General features: G+C 68.0%; 22 protein-coding genes. 8 read left to right on the top strand and 14 right to left on the bottom strand.

The annotated features are described in order from the left end of the window. Positions 1 to 537: 537 nt before the first annotated feature. Complete coding sequence (locus ASG40_RS22625) at positions 538 to 1,626, bottom strand: calcium-binding protein (RefSeq protein WP_156387820.1); 1,089 nt, start codon at positions 1,624 to 1,626, stop codon at positions 538 to 540. Positions 1,627 to 1,643: 17 nt separating this feature from the next. Then, on the bottom strand, positions 1,644 to 3,766 hold a 2,123-nt coding region (locus ASG40_RS22620), incomplete at its 3' end, for an Ig-like domain-containing protein (protein WP_443136636.1). A 560-nt stretch (positions 3,767 to 4,326) separates the two neighbouring features. Between ASG40_RS22620 and ASG40_RS19300 the strand changes: the two genes are divergently transcribed. Continuing rightward, positions 4,327 to 5,349, top strand: coding sequence for a zinc-binding alcohol dehydrogenase family protein (locus tag ASG40_RS19300; RefSeq protein WP_055889514.1), 1,023 nt, complete (start codon positions 4,327 to 4,329; stop codon positions 5,347 to 5,349). 392 nt (positions 5,350 to 5,741) lie between these two features. Further along, positions 5,742 to 6,020, top strand: coding sequence for a hypothetical protein (locus ASG40_RS19295; protein WP_055889426.1), 279 nt, complete (start codon positions 5,742 to 5,744; stop codon positions 6,018 to 6,020). Between the two features lie 110 nt (positions 6,021 to 6,130). Here the strand turns inward: ASG40_RS19295 and ASG40_RS19290 are convergent, their stop codons facing one another. The 3 genes from ASG40_RS19290 to ASG40_RS20890 all read right to left on the bottom strand — a co-directional run bounded on the left by ASG40_RS19290 (position 6,131) and on the right by ASG40_RS20890 (position 7,471). Continuing rightward, complete coding sequence (locus ASG40_RS19290; RefSeq protein ID WP_055889423.1) at positions 6,131 to 6,361, bottom strand: DUF2798 domain-containing protein; 231 nt, start codon at positions 6,359 to 6,361, stop codon at positions 6,131 to 6,133. A gap of 107 nt (positions 6,362 to 6,468) precedes the next feature. Next, positions 6,469 to 7,152 (bottom strand): thermonuclease family protein, encoded by a 684-nt coding sequence (locus tag ASG40_RS19285; RefSeq protein WP_055889421.1) that lies wholly within the window; start codon positions 7,150 to 7,152, stop codon positions 6,469 to 6,471. Between the two features lie 118 nt (positions 7,153 to 7,270). Then, the gene (locus ASG40_RS20890) at positions 7,271 to 7,471 is read right to left on the bottom strand and encodes a hypothetical protein (RefSeq protein WP_082524159.1); all 201 of its coding nucleotides are present in this window, start codon (positions 7,469 to 7,471) and stop codon (positions 7,271 to 7,273) included. A 649-nt stretch (positions 7,472 to 8,120) separates the two neighbouring features. Here ASG40_RS20890 and ASG40_RS19280 point away from each other — a divergent pair. After that, complete coding sequence (locus ASG40_RS19280) at positions 8,121 to 9,533, top strand: lipopolysaccharide biosynthesis protein (protein WP_055889418.1); 1,413 nt, start codon at positions 8,121 to 8,123, stop codon at positions 9,531 to 9,533. Continuing rightward, a complete protein-coding gene (locus tag ASG40_RS19275; RefSeq protein WP_055889416.1) occupies positions 9,533 to 10,732 on the top strand; it encodes a GNAT family N-acetyltransferase in 1,200 nt (399 codons plus the stop codon). The genes ASG40_RS19280 and ASG40_RS19275 overlap by 1 nt, the downstream gene beginning before the upstream one ends. Before the next feature lie 3 nt (positions 10,733 to 10,735). On the opposite strand, the gene ASG40_RS21435 is transcribed toward ASG40_RS19275, so the two are convergent. After that, on the bottom strand, positions 10,736 to 11,089 hold the full coding sequence (locus ASG40_RS21435; RefSeq protein ID WP_055889413.1) for a hypothetical protein: 354 nt from the start codon (positions 11,087 to 11,089) through the stop codon (positions 10,736 to 10,738). Positions 11,090 to 11,193: 104 nt separating this feature from the next. Between ASG40_RS21435 and ASG40_RS20885 the strand changes: the two genes are divergently transcribed. After that, positions 11,194 to 11,805, top strand: coding sequence for a DUF3658 domain-containing protein (locus ASG40_RS20885; RefSeq protein WP_162243331.1), 612 nt, complete (start codon positions 11,194 to 11,196; stop codon positions 11,803 to 11,805). A gap of 43 nt (positions 11,806 to 11,848) precedes the next feature. Here the strand turns inward: ASG40_RS20885 and ASG40_RS19265 are convergent, their stop codons facing one another. Further along, complete coding sequence (locus tag ASG40_RS19265; RefSeq protein WP_055889410.1) at positions 11,849 to 12,097, bottom strand: hypothetical protein; 249 nt, start codon at positions 12,095 to 12,097, stop codon at positions 11,849 to 11,851. A 175-nt stretch (positions 12,098 to 12,272) separates the two neighbouring features. On the opposite strand from ASG40_RS19265, the gene sseA reads away from it, so the two are divergent. The 3 genes from sseA to ASG40_RS19250 are packed head-to-tail and all read left to right on the top strand — an operon-like array spanning position 12,273 to position 14,928. After that, a complete protein-coding gene (sseA, locus tag ASG40_RS19260) occupies positions 12,273 to 13,121 on the top strand; it encodes a 3-mercaptopyruvate sulfurtransferase (protein WP_055889406.1) in 849 nt (282 codons plus the stop codon). Next, complete coding sequence (rocF, locus tag ASG40_RS19255) at positions 13,118 to 14,056, top strand: arginase (RefSeq protein ID WP_055889404.1); 939 nt, start codon at positions 13,118 to 13,120, stop codon at positions 14,054 to 14,056. Before sseA ends, rocF begins: the two co-directional genes overlap by 4 nt. After that, on the top strand, positions 14,053 to 14,928 hold the full coding sequence (locus ASG40_RS19250) for an urease accessory protein UreD (protein ID WP_244475759.1): 876 nt from the start codon (positions 14,053 to 14,055) through the stop codon (positions 14,926 to 14,928). The genes rocF and ASG40_RS19250 overlap by 4 nt, the downstream gene beginning before the upstream one ends. Before the next feature lie 79 nt (positions 14,929 to 15,007). On the opposite strand, the gene ASG40_RS19245 is transcribed toward ASG40_RS19250, so the two are convergent. The 7 genes from ASG40_RS19245 to ASG40_RS19215 form a co-directional block, all read right to left on the bottom strand. Beyond that, on the bottom strand, positions 15,008 to 15,316 hold the full coding sequence (locus tag ASG40_RS19245) for a hypothetical protein (protein WP_055889509.1): 309 nt from the start codon (positions 15,314 to 15,316) through the stop codon (positions 15,008 to 15,010). Positions 15,317 to 15,493: 177 nt separating this feature from the next. Continuing rightward, entirely contained in the window at positions 15,494 to 15,853 is a 360-nt protein-coding gene (locus tag ASG40_RS19240; RefSeq protein WP_055889401.1) for a hypothetical protein, read from the bottom strand. A gap of 212 nt (positions 15,854 to 16,065) precedes the next feature. Then, on the bottom strand, positions 16,066 to 16,488 hold the full coding sequence (locus ASG40_RS19235) for an acyl-CoA thioesterase (protein WP_055889398.1): 423 nt from the start codon (positions 16,486 to 16,488) through the stop codon (positions 16,066 to 16,068). A 268-nt stretch (positions 16,489 to 16,756) separates the two neighbouring features. Continuing rightward, complete coding sequence (locus ASG40_RS19230; protein WP_055889395.1) at positions 16,757 to 17,053, bottom strand: hypothetical protein; 297 nt, start codon at positions 17,051 to 17,053, stop codon at positions 16,757 to 16,759. 165 nt (positions 17,054 to 17,218) lie between these two features. Continuing rightward, the gene (locus ASG40_RS19225; protein ID WP_055889391.1) at positions 17,219 to 17,404 is read right to left on the bottom strand and encodes a YegP family protein; all 186 of its coding nucleotides are present in this window, start codon (positions 17,402 to 17,404) and stop codon (positions 17,219 to 17,221) included. 189 nt (positions 17,405 to 17,593) lie between these two features. Continuing rightward, positions 17,594 to 19,105 (bottom strand): DEAD/DEAH box helicase, encoded by a 1,512-nt coding sequence (locus ASG40_RS19220; RefSeq protein ID WP_055889388.1) that lies wholly within the window; start codon positions 19,103 to 19,105, stop codon positions 17,594 to 17,596. Between the two features lie 699 nt (positions 19,106 to 19,804). Beyond that, on the bottom strand, positions 19,805 to 21,607 hold the full coding sequence (locus tag ASG40_RS19215) for a hybrid sensor histidine kinase/response regulator (RefSeq protein WP_055889386.1): 1,803 nt from the start codon (positions 21,605 to 21,607) through the stop codon (positions 19,805 to 19,807). Positions 21,608 to 22,067: the final 460 nt, after the last annotated feature.

Here is a 22,067-nt window from a genome sequence, read left to right as displayed (position 1 = left end):
CGCCTGGAACAAGCTCATCGCCCAACCCTGGCGCATCATGTCCATCGGACTGCGCCGATGGGCCCATGGGTGCTGATCAATGAGAATTGGTATAAGCCGGAGATATAGTTGCCGTTTACATCCGTTGCAGTAAAAAAGTTGATGTTGTTGGTGTCATTAAAAGTCGCCATTTCTTGCCCTTCCAACTTTAGCGAGAATCACGATAGGAATTTTCGCTTCAAGTAGAACGGGCTGCAATAAATCGTCAATTACCAGTTTAAGATTGTTAATATAAGTCTCATTATTGCAACATCGCAAATAATATGTCATTAAATCAATGATTGTCGTTTGATATAGCGGAAATACAAATATATATCGATTTTTAATCAATATTGTATTATTTTCTGAACGATCCGAGTATCATCGGACGGAGTATATAGAATGACGCCACTTTATTCGCAGTCATAAAATAGATATTGTACTGATCCGGATGATAGACATTCTAGTGATTATCATCTTAATAGGCGGGCATATTAAGTTTTGAGTAAATTTTGAAAGTCACACAATCATAAAGTCAAGATGAGTCACTGTAGCTTTAGTATCGAGGATCGCGAACTGCACCGCGGCAGAAGCCAAGCCGCTACCGTCGGCGTCGTAGGACAAGGCTCCCGTCGCCTTGTCGTAGAGGATGCGGTCGCTGGCATCGGCCGACCCAGCGGAGAGATCCCTGAACGCCGCCTCGGACAGGGGGCCGGCTCCCAGCGCCGTGAAGACACTGCGCGCGAGCTGCACGGTGGCACCGCCGGTCAGGAGGTCGTTGCCGCCCTGGCCGTCGAGGACGTTGGCACCGCCGTTGCCGGTGAGGGTGTTGGCGATCGAGTTGCCGGTGCCGGCGAGATTACCGGTCCCCGTCAGAGTGAGGTTCTCCAGGTCCGATCCGGCGAGCGAATACGACGCCGAGGCGTAGACGAGATCGGTGCCCGCGGCGCCGTTGGCCTCCAGAGCGCGGTCGCCGACGTTGTCGACGTAGTAGGTGTCGGACCCCGCCCCGCCGCTCATCGTGTCGGCACCCAGGCCACCGTTGAGGACGTTGGCGCCACTGTTGCCGGTGATGACGTTGGCGAGCGAGTTGCCGGCTCCGTTGAGATTGCCGGCGCCGGTCAGCGTCAGGTTCTCCAGGTGCGATCCGGCGAGCGAGTACGACACCGAAGCGAAGACAAGATCGGTGCCGACCGCGCTATCGGCCTCGATGGCGCGGTCGGCGGCGTTGTCGACGTAGTAGGTGTCGGACCCGGCCCCGCCGGACATGGTGTCGGCACCGACGAGCCCGTTGAGGACGTTGGCACCGCCGTTGCCGGTGATGACGTTGGCGAGCGAGTTGCCGAGGCCGGTGAGGTTGTCGGTGCCGGCGAGCGACAGGTTTTCCAGATGCGACCCGCCGAGCGAGTAGGATACCGTCGCGTAGACGAGATCCGTGCCGAGGCCGGCTAACTCGATGGCGCGATCACCGGCATCGTCGACCACGTAGAAGTCCGACCCGGCCCCGCCGGTCATCGTGTCGGCACCCAGACCGCCGTTGAGGGTGTTGTCGCCGTCATTGCCGGTGAGGATGTTGGCGAACTCGTTGCCGGTGAGGGTCAACGACATGGTGGCGCAGATCACCNCCGGCATCGTCGACCACGTAGAAGTCCGACCCGGCCCCGCCGGTCATCGTGTCGGCACCCAGACCGCCGTTGAGGGTGTTGTCGCCGTCATTGCCGGTGAGGGCATTGGCGAACTCGTTGCCGGTGATGGTCAACGCCGTGCCGCCGGTGGAGGCGGACAGGGCGAGGCTCTCGATCTCCTGTCCCGCCGCCAACCGGTAGCTGACGCTGGCGATCACGCTGTCGCTGCCGCCGCCGGTCGCCTCGATCACCCGGTCGCTGACGTTGTCGACGAGATAGGTGTCGTTGCCGAGCCCGCCCTGAAGTACGTCGGCTCCGGCACCCCCATCAAGCCTGTTCGCACCTGCATTGCCGGTAATCGTCTGGCCACCGGCATTGCCGGTGAGATCGATCGGGGAAGACCCCTCCCCGTCGAGGATAGAAAAGTCGATGACGTCCTCTCCGTCCCCGAGCACATAACTCGCGCTTGTGAGAAGCGCCTTGTCGGAAAAGGCTAAGCGGGTGATGCCGGACAGGACTGTCTGGACCGTGTCTGGTCCATCCACGGTGACGTCATCGGCCGAGATCGTGATCCGCGCGTCGGAAAGTCCGAAGTCGAAGAGGACCGAGCTGCCGGCAATGTGAGGCAGGGTGGGTGTGAAAGAGACGTTGCCCGCCAGGTCCGTGGCCACGGAACTTAGGACGTGCGGGCCCGTGCCGAGCAGGTTGGAGACGCTCCACCCGCATTCACCGTCCAGTGTAGCGAGTGCGAGTTCGGTCGTTCCGTCCAGAAGTCGCACGGTGGTCCCAGGAGTATTCTCGACCTCGCCGAAGATGGTGACTTGCGTGCCCTCGGCTCCCGCCGCAATCACATATCGGTGGGCGGCGACCATCGGCGCGATTCGGTCGAGGGTCAGGTTTAGCGTCTGTGTCGAGGATACATTTCCGGCCGCATCGATTTGGGCAACGTCGACGGTGTGGAAACCTTCTGCAAGGCTGTCGGGATCGTAGTCCGATAGTGTCGCGGCGCCATCGATGACGTAGCGCAGCGACCCTCCCGCCTCCGTCGCCATCACAGCCAGCCGCCCATCGCGTGTTATGCTATCGTCGTTGCTGGCTCCGGTATCCGCCAGCAACGCAAGGCTTGGCGCAGCCGGTGCCGCTGTGTCGAAAGTGGTTCCGTCGCCGCCGAGGCTGGCCACGTTGCCGTAGATATCCTGCACCGCGAGGCTCGTTGTGACCTCACCGTCGAAGTCCGAGAGGTCGATGGTGACAGTTCCGTTTGCCGACATCGCAACGGTCTTCACATTGACGCCGTCGGTGAAGGTCGCGACGGCGCTGCTGTCGTTATCGAGGCCTGAGAGCGTTACAGTGACTGCCGCAGCCTCGGAAGCGTTGACCACTCCGTCGCCGGTTCCGTCGAGGGTCACGGTCGCCCGTGGGCCTGCATCGGCGGTGGTGTCGATGATCAAGTCGAGCGCTGAGGTCGAGGTTGAATTGCCTGCAAGATCGGAGACGGATGCAACGACGGTATAGGTGCCGTCGAGTATGGACCACAGCGCCGGATCCGCTGGCCGATCAATCCGGAACGCATAGTAGTCGCCCGAGCTATTAGAGACAACGTTAACGGCTTTGGCGATCAGTGTGTGGCCGTCGACGCCCACCAGGGTGACCGTGGCTTTGAGCCCCTGGCCAAGCTCGACGCCGCCAACTAGGCCGCCCACCCGCAGGCTGCGTCCAAACTGAGCGGCATTCAGCACCAAGGCACTGCCATCTTCGTTCTGGATAAGCGGCTGATTGCCGTTCGGGTCGGAGACAGTGCTCGTACCGCTCGATAGTGCGAGCCCAAGCGTCGGACCGATGGTATCGAGCGTCATGTCGACGCCCGCCTCTTCCATAGTAGTCAAATCTGTGACGGTGATGCGGTGGCTGCCCTGCGTGAGGTCGATCGGCCGGAAGCGATAGGCTCCCTCGGCGTCAGCCGTAACAGAGCCGAGTAGCCGTTCGCCGTCCGCGAACACCACAACCGCCCCAGCTGTGGCGATGCCGCGAATTGTTGGATCGAAGGTCAGCCCATCCGTCGACCGAAGCCCAGTGTCGCTGTCGAGGATCGCTGTAAGCGTCGGATTGACGTCCTCGGCCATGGTTCACTCCGGCTCCCGGTGCCCTCGGACAGATGACGACCTGACCCTGGCTGAGATGCTGACCGTGGCCACGAAACATTAAACCGGATCTTAGCAGGTCGCTGATGCACTCAAGGTTGCGTCGATCTAGTGGTGGAAATCTGACAGATGGTACCCACGCCCACCGTCCGCGATGGGTCGGGAGCGAACCCAGGACATGGGTTCCATCCGTCAGATTTCGACCACTAGTCGGCCATTCGTAGTGCTTACGCGCGGTACACCGCCTGCGCTCCCGCCAGCTTCGGCGTGGACGCGCGGGGGACGGTCCACGAGGCCCTGTCTTCATGTCAGCTCAGCTCTGTTGCAGATGAGGCGAGGGTGCATATCGACGTCTAGATTTGAGGTCGCTAAATTGCCGATCTCTAATTTCGTTCGGGTCGACATTCCGCCACCTCCTCACGATCTCAGCAGCACGGACGTGATGTGCGCGTCACGCCGCTGCGCCAAAGGAAGCGGCACGCTATTAGACGGTCTGAGACGGTGGCGCAGAGCCGCCCGTCGCCACATCCTGCGAGATGCTCATGCGTGCCGTTACCTACACCGAAGGCGCCCGAATCGATGCGCCGGACGCCCTCCTGGACACGACTTTCTCCGATCCTATTCCAACTGGACGTGACCTCCTCGTGCGCGTGGAGGCGGTATCGGTGAACCCGATCGACACGAAGGTGCGTCAGGGGGCCTACAAGCAGGGCTGCGAACCGAAGATCCTTGGCTGGGATGCGGCCGGAATTGTTGTCTCCGTCGGACCGGAAGCGCGCCTGTTCAAGCCCGGCGACGCGGTGTTCTATGCTGGAGCGCTCGACCGGCCGGGTAGCAACGCCGAGTTCCAATGCGTGGACGAGCGCCTCGTCGGTGCCAAGCCGGCCACCCTCGATTATGCCGCCGCCGCGGCGCTGCCGCTTACTGCGCTGACCGCCTGGGAGATGCTGTTCGACCGGCTCGACGTCGCCAAGCCCGTGCCGGGTGCCGCACCGGCGATCCTAATCGTCGGCGGCGCCGGCGGTGTCGGCTCGATCGCGATTCAGCTCGCCCGGCAGCTCACGAATCTCACCGTGATCGCCACGGCGTCGCGCCCGGAGACGGCACAATGGTGTCGAGACCTCGGCGCCCACCACGTGATCGACCATGCGAAGCCCCTCGCCGCCGAGGTCGCGGCGCTCGGTCTTCCCGGCGCGCCTGGATTCGTGTTCGCGACCACGCAGACCGGTGCGCATCTCCCGCAGATCATCGAGCTCCTCGCGCCGCAAGGACGCCTCGGCCCGATCGACGACCCTGAGACCCTGGACGTGATGCCGCTTAAACCCAAGAGCCTGTCGCTGCACTGGGAGCTGATGTTCACCCGCTCGCTGTTCCAGACTGCCGACATGGAACGGCAGCACACGATCTTGACCGAGATCGCTCGCCTGATCGATTCGGGACGGCTGAACACAACGTTGAGCGAGACCTTAGGTCCAATCGACGCCGCCAACCTGGCACGAGCACACGCGTTCATCGAGAGCGGGAAGGCGAGGGGCAAGGTCGTCCTCGCCGGGTTCAGCGACTAAGCCGGCAAGCGAAGCGTCCCGGCGCGGAACTGGGGCGCTTCCTGCATCAGCCCGAGATGCCTCCGCGTCGTGGCCTGGACTAACGCTATTTCGACGTCGGCTCTGATGCCGCAGCCACTCGAAAGCGGACCTGGGGAAATCCACCCTTCTCGGACCTTCGCTGACGGGCACCAAGCGTCAGATCTCCACCACTAAGCCGGCGTCATCCTCATCGAGCAGAATGAGGAGGGGCTAAGTCTGCTGCTGACCGGGGCGTAGCGATACGCCTGATGGGTGAGTGATCTTGTGGCCACACCCTAGATCAATAAATAGGGGTTATGGACAAGCTGCCATACTCCCTTCGCATGCCCTACGCACACCTCGTTTGTCGAAGTGTGGGCAGGACAGTCTCCATGAACAAACAGGGGCAGCCAACTGGTGCTGAAGTCATTTCGTTTCCGCACCACGTCGCGTCCACTACACCGGACGCAGACATCGCTTCGATGATTCAGGTGCTTCAGGATCAACTTGCCCTGGCGCGCGAAGGTAAATTACGCTCGGTCGCGGTCGTCTCGGTCTCCACAGACGGCGAGGCCATCGGCACGCAATGGTCGTGCAAGGGGGCCGACATCACCGGGCTGATCGGAAAGCTGACGGTGTTGACACACGACATGATGGCCGCCCGGAGGTAACGCTCCCGCATTGATGGCCATCGCGACGCCGTCGGTGGGCGGCGACAGGACGACCTAACTCGACCGCCGCGCCAGAGGCCTGCTGCGCGGTCCCTACGAGAACCGCGCCCTCAGTCCCCGGTTGTCAGCCTCTCGGAGAGTCGTCGGATCAGCGGCGCCGCCAGGAGCACGATCGGCAGCATGGTGAGCCAAGCGAGGACCCACGATCGGATCCAGTGATTCAGAAACGATCCTTCGACGAGGAAGGGATAGCTCGCGATCGCCGCGGCGATGGCGCACGTCAAACCGGACTGAAGGACGCCGTAGACGAAATGGCTATGCCGCCGGGGGATCTTTGGCATGGTCGGTATACGAACCTTCGTCGTTTTCGCCTTGCCGCAGGCGGCATGCCCCTTTCCCTGCTCGGTTCATGCCAATTTGGGATCGATCTGACTGTCAGGCGGCTGCGTCAGCCCCGCGCCGGTCGCCACCCCGCGGCCTTCGCCTCATCCTCGCTGCAGAACATCCGCTCCCCCGCCCGATCGTTGACGCGCGTGCGGGCGTAATCGCGCGATCCGGGCAGATGATAGATCCGCTGGCCGCCGGCCGAGATGTTGCCCTTGATCGTGCAGCCGCTCTTGCCGGTCGGGGGCGTGACGGTCTCCGGGCGAGTGTCCTCACCACCAGCGCGTTGGGCGCGGCGCCACTCGGAAGGCTCCAGGAACGTGCCGGCCCATATGCCAGTCCGTAGCGCCTTCGCCGTCAGCTCGGCATTCACATAGTCCTCAGCGTAGCGTCGGTAGGCGACTGCGTGGCCCTCACGAGCCATCCAAGCATTCAGATCCTCGCTGCCGATCCGGCACACGGCCACGACCCGGCCATAGCGGTCGGTATCCCGCGGATCGCAGGTGACGACCCGCTTGCCGATCCGGTCGGCCAGCGCCAGGGCCGCGGCCTGGCCGCACCGATAGTCTTTTCCAGCGGCATCCTTGCAGCGTTGGCCACTCTCGGGCGCATCAATGCCGTGGAGCCTGATGCGCATGCCGCGGACCTCCAGCGTGTCGCCGTCGATCATCGAGGCCTGGCCGACGATCGGCTCGGCTAGGACAGGTGTGGTCAGGAGGAGAAGGGCGAGAAGGGGCAGGGTGCGCATGGGGGCCGCATTACCATGGTCGCACCCTGCGCGAGACCATGGTGCCTGACCTCGACACCCGATCTCGCGCAACGTCCCGTCGCATCGAACGTCTCAACTGGTGACCCTAACGGAAGCTTCAGACTTCGCCCTCACCCGGCTTCCCTGCAGGCTGAACGCCTTTCGACGGATCGCCATCTTCCGAAGGCCGTCCCGATGGCCCCGACGTCCCCTTTCCGGGATGCCCTGTCAGCTCGTCGATGTTGCCGAGCCCGCCGCCCTCCTTGGTACTGCCGGCGTTCGGCACTTCCTTGTCTTCTGTTTTTTCGGGTTTGCGCATGGCTTCCTCCTGTCAGTTTTTTCGCCAACTCAACACGGAGGACAGACGTTCCGACTATGGTCGAAGGGTCAGCGACAGGCCTCCACGATCATGAAGCTTCCACGGTGGATCTCTGATCGCCTCCAATCCCGTCGGTTTCGTTGTGAGGGTCACGCCAAGGCAACCGACCTCGCTGCCGTCCACGGTCCGATGGCCAACGCTGTCGCGCGGGAACAGCCTCGCATCAAGCGTCGCGCTATGCGGTCAGGTGACGATGGCATCTGGCGCGAGGCGGCCGACAACCGACCCTTTCGCTATTCCAAAGCCGGCATCGTCACCACCGGCCTGATGCCACTTGCTGTCAGCCCGCACCTTTGCCTGGGGCTCGATCCGGCCAAAGCGCGCTCAGAGAGGTGCGGGGCACGACGAAAATATCCTTTAATAATCAAAGGGCCTACTACCGCGAGGTGCGGGGCAGACAGCGTTGATATCTAACGATTATTTTACATCTACTCGGGGAGCCAATCCTTTCCATTGCGATCATGTCTGAAGTCAGCCGAAGCATCCGATGCGCGATGCGTGCGGTCTGCGACTGGCTGGACCGTTAAGGTCTTTTCCAAGGGCGCCGTGATAAGGCTTCGTCCTTGCCCGGATCGGGCCGGGGTCCGGGATGATCGCGCGCCACACCTTCACCTATGTCGGCTCGCGCGGCCTCGCCGCCGCCCTCAACATGGCCGCCGTGGCCGTGTTCACCCGGCTGGCGCCCCCGGAGGCCTTCGGGACGTATCTGCTCATCCTATCGTGGTCGCTCCTCCTCTATAGCGCCACCAGCCAGTGGCCGAAATACGCGTTCTTCGCCCTCTACGACGAGACCCGGGCGGCGGTGCAGGTCGGCACCGTGCTGCGGCTGCTGGGTGGCATGGTGCTCCTCAGCGGGGTCGTCTGCGCGATCGCCTGCGCCCTCGGCCTCGTCTCCGGCCCTGTCGCCGTCGCGGTGCTGGCCTCGGGGGCGGGCATGACCCTGTTCGAGGCCGCCGCCGAGATCGCCCGCACGCGGCTGGCCGCCACCGCCGTGGCGGCCGCGGTGGTCCTGCGTGCCGTGCTGGTGCTCGGCCTCGGCAGCCTCTCGCTCCTGGTCTCGGGCGATGCGCGCCACCTCCTCCTCGCCATCGCGCTCGCCAACGCCCTGGCCGCCCTGCCCGCCCTCGCGGCCATCGCGCCGCTCCTGCGCGGGCGCGGCAGCCTCGCCGAGGCCCGCGCGATCCTGGCCTACGGCTGGCCCCTGATCGTGTCCTTCACCGCCGCCGCCCTCGCCCAGACCGTCGACCGGCTCATCGTCGGCGGCGTGCTCGGCACGGGCGCGCTCGGCGCCTACGGCGCGGTGTCCGATTTCCTGCGCCAGAGCTTCGTCGTGTTCGGCGAGGCCATTGCCCTGTCCCTGGTCTCCATCGCCAAGCGCGACGCCAGGGCCGGCGGCATGGCGGCGGCGCGACCCGCCCTGGCCGATGCGATGCGGCTGATGGCGCTGGTGGCGGCCTTCGGGGCGGTGTTCGTGCTCACCTTCGACGGGCCGATCGTGTCGGTGCTGCTCGGGCCGGACTACCGCGCGACGGCCCTGTCGGTGGCGCCGCTGCTGCTGGCCGCCAGCATCCTCGTGATGTTCCGGGCCTACTACTTCGGCCAGGTCATCTACTTCTCGCCCACCAGCCGCCTCGAGGCGGTGGCCTCGATGGTCCTCCTGGTCACCGTCGCCGGCCTCTCGGCGGTCCTCATCCCCCGCTACGGCGTCGCCGGGGCGGCCGTGGCCAACCTCGCCGGCCAGGCGGTGGCCTGCCTCGTCCTGGTGCTGGGTGCCCGCGAGGCCGTGCGCCTGCCGATCCCCTGGACCGATCTGATGCTCATCGCGCTCGGCGCCTTGGCCTGCCGGCTGGCGGTGGTCGGTGTCGACGCGCTCGCCCTCGGGCCCGTCGGCGCCCTCCTGCAACTGGCGCTGATCGGCCTCGCGGCGGCCGCCACCGCCTGGCACCTCAACCCGATCGGCCTCGCCGACCTGGTGCGGCGCCGGATCGGCCGGGTCTCGTGATGGCAAAGCCCGATCAGCGTTTCGGCCCGACGCGCCGCATCGGCGACCTCGTGGTGGCGCTCCGCCCCCTCTCGCCGGCCGCGCCCTGGCTCGGGGCCTGGCGGACGCTGGCCGCCGCGCCCGCCTTCGACAACCTGTTCTACCATCCCGACTTCGCGATTCCCGCCGCCGGTCCGTTCGGCTCCGGCGTGCGGGTGATGCTGGTGGGCGACCGAGCCCCCGAGGAGCCGGGCCTGCGCCTCCTCGCCCTCTGGCCGATCCGGGTCACCCGCCGCCGCTGGGGCCTGCCCCTGGCCATCGGCTGGATGCATCCGTTCGGCGTCTTCGGCGTGCCGCTCCTCGATGGCGACGACCCCGCGACGGCGCTGGCCGCCCTGTTTTCGGGCCTGGATGCGGTCGGCCAGCGCCGGGCGATGCTCACCCATGTGCCGATGCGAGGAGCCTTCGCCGACCTGCTGGCGGGCTGGGCGGCGGCGGCGGGCACGCGCCGGACGCCGTTCTGGGCCCATGCCCGTGCCCTCCTCGACCTGACCGGCCGCAGCGAGGCCGAGCGGGCGGCCTACCTCGGCCATCTCTCCGCCCGCCGGCGCCGGCGCCTGCGCCAGTCGCGCGAGCGGCTGGAGGCCGACACCCCCCTCGCCTTCGACACCGCGCGGACGCCGGGTGCGGTCGCCGCCGCCCTCGACGATTTCATCGCTCTGGAAGGCGCGGGCTGGAAGGGGCGCACCGGGGCGGCCACCGCGCTGGCCTGCCGCCCGGACGAGGCGGCCTTCGTCGCGGCCGCGGTGGCGGCCTTCGCGGCGCGGGGCGCCATGCGGATCGACCGCCTGCACCGGGACGGGCGCAGCCTCGCCTCGGCCCTCACCTTCGCCACCCGCGGCCGGGTCTGGTGCCTGAAGATCGCCTTCGACGAGACCGCCGCCCGCGATTCCCCCGGCGCCCAGCACCTGCACCACCTGACCCGGAGCCTGATCGACGATCCCACCGTGACGGTGGCCGATTCCTGCGCGCCGCCGGACTTCTTCCTCGCCGAGACGTTCTGGGCCGAGCGCCTGCCGCTGGCGCACGTCCTCGTGGAAACGCGAGCCGGGGATCGGTTCTACGGCCTCGGCGTTCGCCTGGAATCCCTGCGTGCCGCCGCCGTGCGCGCGGTCAAGCGCTGGCGCGGCCGCGACAAGCCGGCGGCCGAGGCGGAGTGAGGCCTACCAGCCGAAGCGCGAGATTTGCGCCGACTTGGCCTCGATCGCCGCCGGGTCGTGGCCCAGGCGGGCGATGCGCACCGACAGGTCGTAGCAGGTCGGGCAGAAGCCGAAGCTCATGAGCGGGATGCCCTCGGCGCGCGAGCGCGCCACCGAAGCGATCAGGCAGGCGATCGGCAGTTCGGCCGCCGGCGTGGCGAGGCAATCCCCGCGCGGGCTGCCGAACGGCGAGCGGTTCGGCCATGTCAGAGACACGATGGTGCCGCCCTGGCGGTCGGGGGCCGGCGGCACGGTGTAGCTGCGCACGAACAGGGCGCAGACGGCGAGGACGGCGGCGAGGGCGAGGAGGAGGCGCATGGAACCAATCGGTTGTCGGAAGCCTGTGGGGTGCTGGGCATGGACAGGGTTGTTTCGAGTCGCGAATGATATCCGCTGGTTGGCGGAGCTTGAAAAGGGCAGGCATGACGAACGACGAGGCCCTCGACGCGATCGACAATCTTCAGACGTGGGGATGGGAAAAACCGCCCGCCCTATCCGATGAAGATTTCAGCTGTGTCATTGATGAATTATTTTGTTATTTGACCGACCGTTCGCAGATTGAGCCGTATTGTAAGACTCAATTTTTGCAAGAAACTATTGATAAATCGAATCGGCGATTACGCGCGTTTCTTCCTGATTTTCGACGCCGTTTTGAGGCTGGAAGCCGTAATCAAGCAGAAATTTTCATCGAAGAAGCCATAAATTGGAGTTCGAACAAATTTGAACGGATGATAGTGAATATTTATATTGAATCGACGCAAAAAGTTCGTCAAAAACACGACATCAAGGACGATATGGGTATCGACGAAATCATTATGCAACTAGTTGGCTGCCATTGGCAGAAGGTTGCTATGATTGCGGGAACCGTCATGGCACTGCGCTCGGGACTCGTCGACACGAATATCGCTGAGCGAGTGAAGGTCCTCGTCAGTAGTGGCTTGCTCGAGTCGCAGGGTTCCCTATCGAATATGCGCTACAGTGAGGTTCGCTTGCCGGTGGGAAAGGAAGGCGCAGTAACCGATACTTTGTCGTGAGGTCGTAGCTTGTCGTGCCATCGCTCAGCCGCAACAGAAGACGCTAGCCCGGCTCGTCGTACCGGCTCCAGCGGAACACCTCGGTGCCGGCCCCGTCGATGACCCGCACGGCTTCCGCCGGGGTCCCCGTGCGCTGGGGCACCCGCGCCCTGGCGAACAGGCCGAGCGCCCGTTCCTTGGCGCCCTCGACGCCGGCCGTGCGCACCGAGATGCGCTGGCGCACGACATCCTCGTGCGGCGCGTCCGTCTCCGGGCCGAGGACTTCGATGTGGTAGGTCTCGCGAAGGCTCACGGTCGGGGCTGGTCCTGTCGTCCGGGTGGTGCATCATCGTAGGGCATCGCGGCCCGCCCGTCTGCCGCGGGTGGGTCCGACCCGCGCGGCGCGATCGTCCGGGGCCGTGCAAGGCCCGCCGCGATGTGATTGAGTGGCGCCTCCGTCCAGACCCTCGCCCGCACCGGATCGTTCCATGGCGCCCTCCCCCTTCGTCACCGCCGACTGGCTCTCGGCCCGCCGCGATGCCCCCGACATCGTGGTGCTCGACGCCTCCTGGTATCTGCCCGCGCAAGGCCGCGACGCGGCGGCCGAATACCGTGCCGGCCACATCCCCGGCGCGATCCGCTTCGACCTCGACGCCATGAGCGACGAGACCTCGCCGCTGCCCCACATGCTGCCGCGCCCGGAGGTCTTCGCCTCGCGCATGCGCGGCCTCGGCATCGGCGACGGCGCGCAGGTCGTCGTCTACGACGGCCTCGGCCTGTTCTCCGCGCCGCGGGTGCGGTGGATGCTGCGCACCTTCGGCATGCGCGACGTGGTGATTCTCGAGGGCGGGTTCCCGGCCTGGGTCGCCGGCGGCCATCCGGTGGAGGACGGCGACCCCCGACCGCGCGAGCGGCGCCACTTCACCGCCCGCCTCGACCATGGCGCCGTGGCCGATGCGGGCGACATCGCCCGCGCCCTGGAGACCGGCGCGGCGCAGGTGGTGGACGCCCGCTCCGGCCCGCGCTTCCGCGGCGAGGAGCAGGAGCCCCGCCCCGGCGTGCGCCCCGGCCACATGCCCGGCGCCCGCAACCTCCATTACGCCGCCCTTCAGGGCGACGGCCGCCTCAAGGACGAGGCGTCCCTGCGCGCCGCCTTCGAGGCCGCCGGGGTCGACCTCGACCGCCCGGTGGTCACCACCTGCGGCTCCGGCGTCACCGCCGCCATCGTCTCGCTGGCGCTGGAGACCCTGGGGCGCCCCTCCCGCGCCCTCTACGACGGGTCCTGGTCGGAGTGGGGCGCCGACCCCGCCCGCCCCGTCGCCACAGGCCCGGCGTGAGCGGCAGCGGCCGTCGGGCCGTCGAGGTCATCGGCGCCCCGATCGAGGTCGGCACCCACGAGGCCGGCGCCATCATGGGCCCGGCCGCCCTGCGCACGGCGGGGCTGGTGCGGGCGCTCGCCGACCTCGGCTGGCCGGTGACCGACCGCGGCGACGTCTCGCCCGATCCGGCTGCGCCCGCGCGCGGCGCCGGCGCGGTGGCGGCCTGGGCGCTCGCCCTGCGCGAGGCTGTCGGCGCCGCCCTCGGCCGGGGCGCCCTGCCCGTGGTGATCGGCGGCGACCACAGCCTGTCGCTGGGCACCGTCGATGCGGTCCTGCGCCATTGCGCGGCGGGCAACCGCGCGCTCTTCGTGCTGTGGCTCGACGCGCATGCGGATTTCAACACGCCCGAGACCTCGCCGTCCGGCAACATCCACGGCATGCCGCTGGCGGCACTCTGCGGCGAGCCGGGGTTTTCGGACCTGTTCGCGGACGACGACCGCCCGACCCTGGCGCCGGGCAACGTCCACCTGTTCGGCCTGCGCTCGATCGATGCGGGCGAGTGCGCCCTGGTGGCCGCCCGCCGCATCGACGTCGTCGACATGCGCACCATCGACGAGTTCGGCGTGGTCGCGCCCCTGCGGCGCATCCTGGAGCGGGTCAAGGCCGCCGACGGGGTGCTGCATGTCAGCCTCGACGTCGACTTCCTCGATCCCTCCCTGGCGCCGGGCGTCGGCACCACGGTGCCGGGGGGCGCCACGTTTCGCGAGGCGCATCTCATCATGGAGATGCTGCACGATTCCGGCCTCGTGGCGGCCCTCGACGTGGTCGAGCTGAACCCGTTCCTCGACGAGCGCGGCCGCAGTGCGCGGCTCTTGGTGGAACTCGTCGCCAGCCTGTTCGGCCGCGCGATCCTGGAGCGGGCGCCGGTCCTGCCGGACGTGGGCGGGGCGTGAACCGGATCGAAGACCCCTCGCGCCTCGACGAGGAAAGGCCTGCCGCGCCGGCCCGGCAGCGCTCGCAGGGGTTCGCCGGCCTCCGGCTCGGCTGCCCCGGCGGTGGCGGCACCCGCGTCCTCGACATGCGCGAATCCGGCCCGCTGCGGCTGCGGCTGCCGCGCCGGCCGGAGGGGGCGCTGGAGGCCGTCCTCCTCAACACCGCCGGCGGCATCGCCTGCGGCGATGCCTTCGCCGTCGAGGCGACCCTCGACCCGGGCGCCGACCTCGTGCTGACGACGATCGCCGCCGAGAAGGTCTATCGCTCCGACGGGCCGGTGAGCACGGTGGCGACCCGCGCCCGTCTCGCCGCCGGCGCCCGCCTCGCCTTCCTGCCGCAGGAAACCATCCTGTTCGACCGCAGCGCCCTCGACCGGCGTTTCGAGGCGGATCTGGCGGCCGATGCCCGGCTGCTGGCCTTCGAGGCGGTGGTGTTCGGGCGCGCCGCCCGCCACGAGGCGATGACGCAGGGGCGCCTCGTCGATGCCTGGCGCATCCGCCGCGCCGGCCGCCTCGTGGTCGCCGACACGCTCCGGCTCGAGGGCGCGCTGGGCGACCTGCTCGACCGCACCGCCATCGGCGCCGGCGCCCGGGCGATGGCGACCCTGATCGACGTCTCTCCGCAAGCCGAAGGCCGCCTCGACGAGATGCGGGCCCATCTCGACGCCGCGGGGGCCAATGTCGTGGCGGGGGTGGAGGCCGGGGCCAGCGCCTGGAACGGCCACCTCGTCGCCCGCTTCCTCGGCCGCGACGCCGATGCCCTCAAGGCCGTGGCGATCCGGGTGCTGGTGGCCTATCGCGGAGTGCCGATGCCCCGCGTCTGGCAGACCTGAGGACTCGCCGGTCCCCGGCCCATGCGAAAACGGCGGCGCTTTCGCCCCGCCGTCCGCTCTTCGAACCGTGGTGTGCCGGTCAGTAGGCCGGGCCGCCCGAGGTGGTGCCGTAGTTGGGCACGACGCGGTTGTTGCCCTCGGCGTTGCCGGCCTTGGCGGAACTGTCGAAGCCGCGACGGCCGACCGACCCGGTGGTCAGGTCGTCGTCGAACGCGCCCCGGCGCGCGGCCTCGGCATTGCGGCGGGCCGTCCGGCCCTCGAGCCCGGCCGGAGCGGTCGCGGCGGCGATGCCGGCCGGTGCGTTGTAGCTCTGCGCAATAACAGGCGAAGCAACGGTGCCGGCGGCGACGAGCAGGGCGGCGGCGAGGGAAGCAAGGCGCTTGGTCATGACGATATCCATTCCGTTCTACGCGGTCGTTGCCGTTCCCGGTCGGCCGCGTGATCTTGTGTGATCCGGATATGGGACTGGCAACGCCGCCTCGTCGTGCGGTGCCGCACGCGACTGCGATGGCTCCGCGCCTCCTGCGGGCTCCGAAAGCCGGCGACCAGCTTTCGGTCCGATGCTCTAATCCCGACGGCGGCGCGAGGCGGTGGTCCGGTTGGGCGTCCGGCCGGCCACGGTGGCGAACAGGGCGGGATGCGGCTCGATCCCCGGCTTTGCGGGAAACTTTCCGGGCGGACGCCAGACCGTCGGCGGCCGCCGGGACGCGTCGGCGGCCGGTGTCGAGACCGTCGCCGCGCGGGTCTTGCGCGGGACGGCCCGGCGCGGGGCCGGGAACAGAGCGGCGATGCCGGCCAGCACCAGGCAGCCGAGGCCGATCGCCAGGCCGCTCGGCCCCGGCACGGCGTCCGTCATCATGACGACGAGGCCCGCGAGGGAGAGGATGCGAACGAGGTTGTGGGCCGCGAAGGGGTCGTAAGGCATGGCGGCAGGATCGTCGCCAACCCTTGCCGGACCTTGAAGCCGGTCCGTCGCAATCGATGCATCGATTGCTTCGTCAAGGGCTTACGAGCAAGGGCTTGCGAGGAAGTCCGGCGCCAGGGCTTCGCCTTGGTGGCCTAGCCCTCGCGCGCCGCCGCCGCGGCACCGGCCCGATGGCCTCGGGCCGACGCTTGCGATGCCGCGCAAGGGCCGCTTCAGCCCGCCGGTCCTGCGGGCGGGAGCGGGCGGGGCCGGCCCTCGTCGTCCACGGCCACGAAGGTGAAGGTCGCCTCCGTCACCTTCTCGCGGGTCTGTGTGCGGAAGCGGCGAGCCCAGGCCTCGACCTCGATCTTCATGGAGGTGCGGCCCACGCTCGGAATGCGTGTGTAGACACACAGGACGTCGCCGACCCTCACCGGACGGATGAAGGTCATGGCGTCCACCGCCACGGTCACCACCCGGCCCTGGGCGCGGTCGACCCCGGCGATGCCGCCGGCCTGGTCCATCTGCGACATCACCCACCCGCCGAAGATGTCGCCGTTAGCGTTAGTGTCGGCCGGCATGGCGCTGGTGCGGACCGTGAGGTCGCCGCGCGGCTCGACCGCCTGATCCGTGGACGAGCCCTTGTCGCGCTCCATCGATCCCTCCCGTGCCCGCCGGCGAGCCCGGCTTGTCCCGTTCGGCGATGGGGTGCCGACCGTACCGGGCCGCCCCGGCCGCCGTGGCCGGGATCATGGGCCGCAACCGGCGGGAAGGCCAGTGCGGCGACGGCCCGGGGCGACGGCTCGCGCGAGCGCGCAGAACGACGAAGGCCCGGCAGCGGATGTCGCTGCCGGGCCTTCGTTCAGGCATGTCGCCGGCGGGGTCCCTTCCCGGAAGGAAGGTCCCCGCCCGGTGACGGGAGCGTCAGTAGAAGCGGCGCGGGCCGTAGAAGCGCGGGCCGCCGTAGAAGCGACGCGGGCCATAGAAGCGACGCGGCCCGTAGAACCGGCGCGGGCCGTAGAAGCGGGGGCCGCCGTAGAAGCGGCGCGGCCCGTAGAACCGGCGGCGATAGCCGTAGTACTGCGCCTGCTCGACGACGGCCGGAGCGGCCTGCGCCTGAAGGGCGAGCGCGGGACCGATCGGGGCCGCCGAGGCGCCCTGGGGCGCCGTCGCAGCGAATCCAAGAGCCAGCAGGGCTGCCAGCAGCATCTTCCTCAGCACGTTCAGAACTCCTCGGATAAGGGCCACCGGCCCGGTGAACGATCGGGCGGCCGACCGTCACCCTGGCCTTGCCGCCCGCTCGAAGTCTTCAAACGCACGATGCGCCCAAAGCGTTTCAGGCTCGACCGCCCCTTCGGTTCGGGAGGCCCCGGCCTGTCAGAGACATCAGGCGATCTTAAGCGTCATGTCGACGACCGGTGCGTCTCCGACACGGCGAACCAGGCCGATACCGTGCTCGCAATCCTCGCGGCGGAGGTAGCCCTCGGCGCAATCGGCGATCACGTTTCCGTTCTGCGCCCGGAGCCGCCAGCGCCATTCGCCGCCGGCATCCCGATAGAGTTCGAACCGCATCCCGATGCCTCGCCTGCGACAAACCGACCGGACATGAGATGGGGTATCGCGCGGCGGCGGCAATGCCGGTGGCACCGATGGCCCACGAAAAAACCGCCTCGGACGAACCGAAGCGGCTTTTTCGTTCCTGGCGTGTCGCGTCGGGAGGTCGACGCGACACGCGATGGCGGTGCGGTCCGCGGTGTCGGATCAGGAACGCGGGGCGCGGTCGAGCCAGCCGATCGCGCGGCCGCCTTCGCCGCTCGTGGTCCGCTGCGGGCGGCCGGCACCCTGGGGGCGACCGTCGCCGCGCGGCTCGCCGCGGGGAGCCTGGGTGCGGGCCTCGGCCTGGCGCTCGCCGCCGCGGTTGTCCGGGCCGCGATTGCCGTCGGGGCGACCGGACCGGGCCGGGGCGCCGCGGTTCTCGGTTCCACGCGCTTCGGGACGGCCGCCGTTGCCGGACCGGCCGTTGCCCGGACGGCCGCCGCCGGGGCGCTGGCCCTGGCGCTGGCCGGGACGCTGGCCCTGCGGCAGCGGGCGACGCTCCTCGGCCTGGGCCGCGTCCATCGCCTCCTGGCGGCTCGGGGGCGCGAAGCCCTCGGGGAAGCCGGCGACGGGGATCTTCTGGCGGGTGGTGCGCTCGATGTCGCGCAGGTACGCCTTTTCCTCGTCGTTGCAGAACGAGATCGCGAGGCCGTCGGCCCCGGCCCGCGCCGTGCGGCCGATGCGGTGGACGTAGCTCTCCGGCACGTTGGGCAGGTCGTAGTTGATGACGTGGCTGACCGCGTCGACGTCGATGCCGCGGGCCGCGATGTCGGTGGCCACCAAGACCCGGCAGGAGCCGTCCTTGAAGGCGGCGAGCGCCCGCTCGCGCTGGGGCTGCGACTTGTTGCCGTGGATGGCGGACGCCGCGATGCTGACCTTCTCGAGGCCACGCACGACGCGGTCGGCGCCGTGCTTGGTCCGTGTGAAGACGAGCACCCGCTCGATCTTGGGATCGCGCAGGATGTGGTTGAGCAGCGCCTGCTTGGCACCGGTGTGGGCGAAGATGACCTCCTGGGTCACCCGCTCGGCGGTGGTCGCCACGGGCGTGACGGCGACCTGGACGGGGTCGCGAAGATACTGGTCGGCGAGGCCGGCGATGTTCTTGGGCATGGTGGCCGAGAAGAACAGGCTCTGGCGCTCACGCGGCAGCATCTTCACGATGCGCTTCAGGGCGTGGATGAAGCCGAGGTCGAGCATCTGGTCGGCCTCGTCGAGGACGAGGATCTCGACGGCCTCGAGGGTGAGCGAGCGGCGCTCGATCAGGTCCATCAGGCGGCCGGGGGTGGCGACCAGGATGTCGACGCCGTTGGCGAGCGCCTTCTCCTGGCGGGAGATGGTGACGCCGCCGAACACCACGGTGTTGGTGAACGACAGGTGTCGGCCGTAGTCCGAGAAGCTCTCGGCGATCTGGTTGGCGAGCTCGCGGGTGGGCGAGAGCACCAGGACGCGGCAGCCGCGGCGGATCGGCCGGCGCGGCGTCAGGGCGAGGCGATGCAGGATCGGCAGCGCGAAGGCCGCGGTCTTGCCGGTGCCGGTCTGGGCGATGCCGCAGAGGTCGCGGCCCTGCATGGCGGGCGCGATGGCCTGGGCCTGGATCGGTGTCGGCGTGGTGTAGCCGGCTTCCTCCAGCGCACGCAGCACGGGCTGGGCGAGGCCGAAATCAGTGAATTGGGTCAAGGGTGGTCTTTCAAGGCAGCGGGACCGGCCGCACGCCATCGATCGCGATGGTCGTCGTACGCAGGCTGGTCCGTTGGGCTGGAGGCTGCCCGCGTGATGGGGCAGTCCGGGTGCATGCACGTTGAAGAGAGGGGCTCAGGTCGCTGGGGCCGCGCTGATGCGCAATCGGCGATCCGTCACGCAGCCCTCTCAAGCGGAACCATGACGGCCGCTGACGCTGCAGGGCGACATTTGCGCCTTCGCACTTGCGAAGTCAATCCCCGGACCGAACCTGCCCCGGATCGGACCCGTGCGGGCGATCCGTCGCGGAAATCCGAGGCCCGAAACGATGACGGCCACGGAGCCGGTGTCCTGTGCGCGTACATCCGGCGTCACAGGTCACCGGCTCCGTGGCCGTGTCCGACGGTGCGACTGGGTCGCGATCGGCATGGGTCGACGATGACCCGAGATGGTTAACGCCCCGTCAACGCCGGGGCGATTCCCTCCGGGTCGGTCGCGGGATCAATAGGTCCGGCGCTGCCCGCGGCCGCCGAAGCGACGGCTGACGAACTGGATCAGCCGGGGCAGGAGGAAGGCGACGAGAAGCTTACGGATCATCGAAGGTCTCCGAGAAAGGCGGCGTAACTGCCGGTATGGAGACGTAAAGGCGCGATGCCGCGATGCGTTCCATGCCGTCGGCATCCGCGTGCAGCGGATCGGTCAGGCGGCCATCCGGCTGGATTCCGGCGCGGACACCGGAAAGACGAGCTGGACGGTCGTGCCCTCGCCCGGGCGGCTCTCGATCGACGCGCTCCCGCCGGCCTGCTGGGCGAACCGCAGGACCTGGTTGAGGCCGAGCCCGGTGCCCTTGCCCACGGGCTTGGTCGTGAAGAACGGGTCGAAGGCGCGGGCGATCACCTCGTCGCTCATGCCGGGCCCCGTGTCGCTCACCGCGATGGTCACCTGGACCGTCTGCGTGGCCGTGGCGACGGCGCGTGTGGCGATGGTGAGCGAGCCCCCCGCGGGCATCGCGTCGCGGGCGTTGACGGCGAGGTTGAGGAGCGCATTCTCGAGCTGGTTGGCGTCGAGGGTCAGGTTCGGAACGTCCGGCGACAGCTCCAGCTCCATCCTGATCTGTCCGCCCAGCGTGCTGCGCAAGAGCTTGGCGAAGCGCAGGATCAGGTCGTTGACGTCGGTCGGCGCGACCGACAGCGGTTCGTTGCGGGCGAAGGACAGCAGCAGGTGCGTGGTCTCGGCCGCCCGTTCGGCGCCCCCGAGGGCGTCCTTCACCCGTGCGAGCAGGGCCGGCTCGTGTGCGAGATGACGTTCGAGCCAGTCGAGGTTGGCGATCACCACGTTCAGGAGGTTGTTGAAGTCGTGGGCGATGCCGCCCGCGAGCTGGCCCACCGCCTCCATCTTCTGGGATTGGCGCAGCTGCGCTTCCGCCGCCTCGCGTGCGCGCACCGCGTCCTCGCGCGCCAGCACCGCCTGTGCCCGCGCGATGTTGGCGCGCGCCTGGCGCGCCAGGGTCCAGAGGATGCCTAGGATGGCGGCGATGCACAGGACGGTGGCGCCGGCGCCCAGGATCGCCTGGTTGCGCCAGTCGTGCAGGATGTCGTCGCGGGCACGACTGACGTTCACCACCATCGGGTAGCCGGTGACGGCGCGGGTGGCGACGAACCGATGGACGCCGTCCATCGCATCCGAGACCTCGTAGTAGCCGCCCTGGCTGGCCACGAGGTCCGGGGTGAACGCCTTGATCCTGAACTGCCGCCCGACCCCGGCGATGGCCGGCTCGCGGGTCAGCAGGGTGCCGTCCTGGCGCCACAGGCTGATCGCCGACCGGCCGCCGAGCTTGAGCGAGCGGTAGAAGCTGTCGAAGTACCGGAGGTCGATCGCCCCGAGCACCAGGCCGACGAACCGTCCGTCCGGCCCCACGAGCCGGCGCGCCAGATAGATCGTCCAGGTGCCGGTGCCCCTGTTCTGCACCGGCTCGGTGACGTAGGAACCGGTCACCTCGGTATCGCGCAGGTGCGCGAAGTAGTCCCGGTCCGACAGGTCGATGGCCGGAATCGGAAGGAAGCGGGAGAAGGTGACGAGCCGGCCGTCGGCTCCCACCACCGACACGGCATCGAGCTGCGGGATGCCGGCGATCTTCGCCTTCAAGCCCTCGTGGAAGCCGCGGTCGCCCGCGAGGCTGGCGAGCCCCTCCCCCGTGGGCGGGCCGTCCTTCGAGAGGGAGGCGACGATGGTGTCGACGACGAGGTCGACGCTCTGCATCGCCCGTGCGGTCTCCTCCGCGAGCACCGTGTTGAGGGTCATCAACTCGCGCTTGGCGTCGAGCAGCTGCTTGGTGCGCAATTCCAGGATGACGAAGGCCGCCATGGCCACGAGGCCGACGCTCAGGACCAGCCCGACCAGGGCCAGCCTGCGCGAGAGCATGCCGATCGTCTGCCGGAGCTTGACGATCGAGCGGGCCTCCCCCTCCGGTAGCCGGGCTCCCGCCTCGGTGTCGGGTCTCATGCCGCCGGCCTACCCTCGCGCCCGGCCGGCGGTCGAACGGCGGGCCCGTCGACGGCGGCCACCGCTGGTCTCAGATCCGCCATTCCGTACCCGTCCGCCTAATTTATGAGGAGCGCCGCCACGCTGACATCCAAGACCGTCACGGGTGATGACACCGAGGATCGGACAATCGGACGATCCGCCTAGTCTGGTCGATGGAGCCCGTGGCGTAAATGGAGGCCGAACGTCGTATCCTCCACGTCCGGCGGCCCCGCCGCACGAGGAGGACGTCGTGGTGTGTCGGGACGGCCCTCGATCCAGGAGCGCGAACGGCACCGACATATCCGAGTCTGTCATCGGCTTCGATGCGGAAGTCGCAGGATTTATTCTGGATAAAATCTGCCGAACGGCATATCGACAATGAAAAATCAGGTTCTAATTTCTGGCGCAAGCTTCGATATTGAATAACGAGACACAAGTT

This window comes from Methylobacterium sp. Leaf399 (assembly GCF_001424525.1).
Lineage (GTDB): Bacteria > Pseudomonadota > Alphaproteobacteria > Rhizobiales > Beijerinckiaceae > Methylobacterium.
Note: the sequence above shows the minus strand (reverse complement) of the source record. Positions and strands in the feature narration are given on the sequence as shown.

What these genes read in the sequence shown, in the direction of transcription:
- ASG40_RS22625 (WP_156387820.1), bottom strand. Translation starts at nt 1,626, where the DNA reads ATGTCGTTGACCCTCACCGGCAACGAGTTCGCCAACATCCTCACCGGC.
- ASG40_RS19300 (WP_055889514.1), top strand. Translation starts at nt 4,327, where the DNA reads ATGCGTGCCGTTACCTACACCGAAGGCGCCCGAATCGATGCGCCGGAC.
- ASG40_RS19295 (WP_055889426.1), top strand. Translation starts at nt 5,742, where the DNA reads ATGAACAAACAGGGGCAGCCAACTGGTGCTGAAGTCATTTCGTTTCCG.
- ASG40_RS19290 (WP_055889423.1), bottom strand. Translation starts at nt 6,361, where the DNA reads ATGCCAAAGATCCCCCGGCGGCATAGCCATTTCGTCTACGGCGTCCTT.
- ASG40_RS19285 (WP_055889421.1), bottom strand. Translation starts at nt 7,152, where the DNA reads ATGCGCACCCTGCCCCTTCTCGCCCTTCTCCTCCTGACCACACCTGTC.
- ASG40_RS20890 (WP_082524159.1), bottom strand. Translation starts at nt 7,471, where the DNA reads ATGCGCAAACCCGAAAAAACAGAAGACAAGGAAGTGCCGAACGCCGGC.
- ASG40_RS19280 (WP_055889418.1), top strand. Translation starts at nt 8,121, where the DNA reads ATGATCGCGCGCCACACCTTCACCTATGTCGGCTCGCGCGGCCTCGCC.
- ASG40_RS19275 (WP_055889416.1), top strand. Translation starts at nt 9,533, where the DNA reads ATGGCAAAGCCCGATCAGCGTTTCGGCCCGACGCGCCGCATCGGCGAC.
- ASG40_RS21435 (WP_055889413.1), bottom strand. Translation starts at nt 11,089, where the DNA reads ATGCGCCTCCTCCTCGCCCTCGCCGCCGTCCTCGCCGTCTGCGCCCTG.
- ASG40_RS20885 (WP_162243331.1), top strand. Translation starts at nt 11,194, where the DNA reads ATGACGAACGACGAGGCCCTCGACGCGATCGACAATCTTCAGACGTGG.
- sseA (WP_055889406.1), top strand. Translation starts at nt 12,273, where the DNA reads ATGGCGCCCTCCCCCTTCGTCACCGCCGACTGGCTCTCGGCCCGCCGC.
- ASG40_RS19245 (WP_055889509.1), bottom strand. Translation starts at nt 15,316, where the DNA reads ATGACCAAGCGCCTTGCTTCCCTCGCCGCCGCCCTGCTCGTCGCCGCC.
- ASG40_RS19240 (WP_055889401.1), bottom strand. Translation starts at nt 15,853, where the DNA reads ATGCCTTACGACCCCTTCGCGGCCCACAACCTCGTTCGCATCCTCTCC.
- ASG40_RS19235 (WP_055889398.1), bottom strand. Translation starts at nt 16,488, where the DNA reads ATGGAGCGCGACAAGGGCTCGTCCACGGATCAGGCGGTCGAGCCGCGC.
- ASG40_RS19225 (WP_055889391.1), bottom strand. Translation starts at nt 17,404, where the DNA reads ATGCGGTTCGAACTCTATCGGGATGCCGGCGGCGAATGGCGCTGGCGG.
- ASG40_RS19215 (WP_055889386.1), bottom strand. Translation starts at nt 21,607, where the DNA reads ATGAGACCCGACACCGAGGCGGGAGCCCGGCTACCGGAGGGGGAGGCC.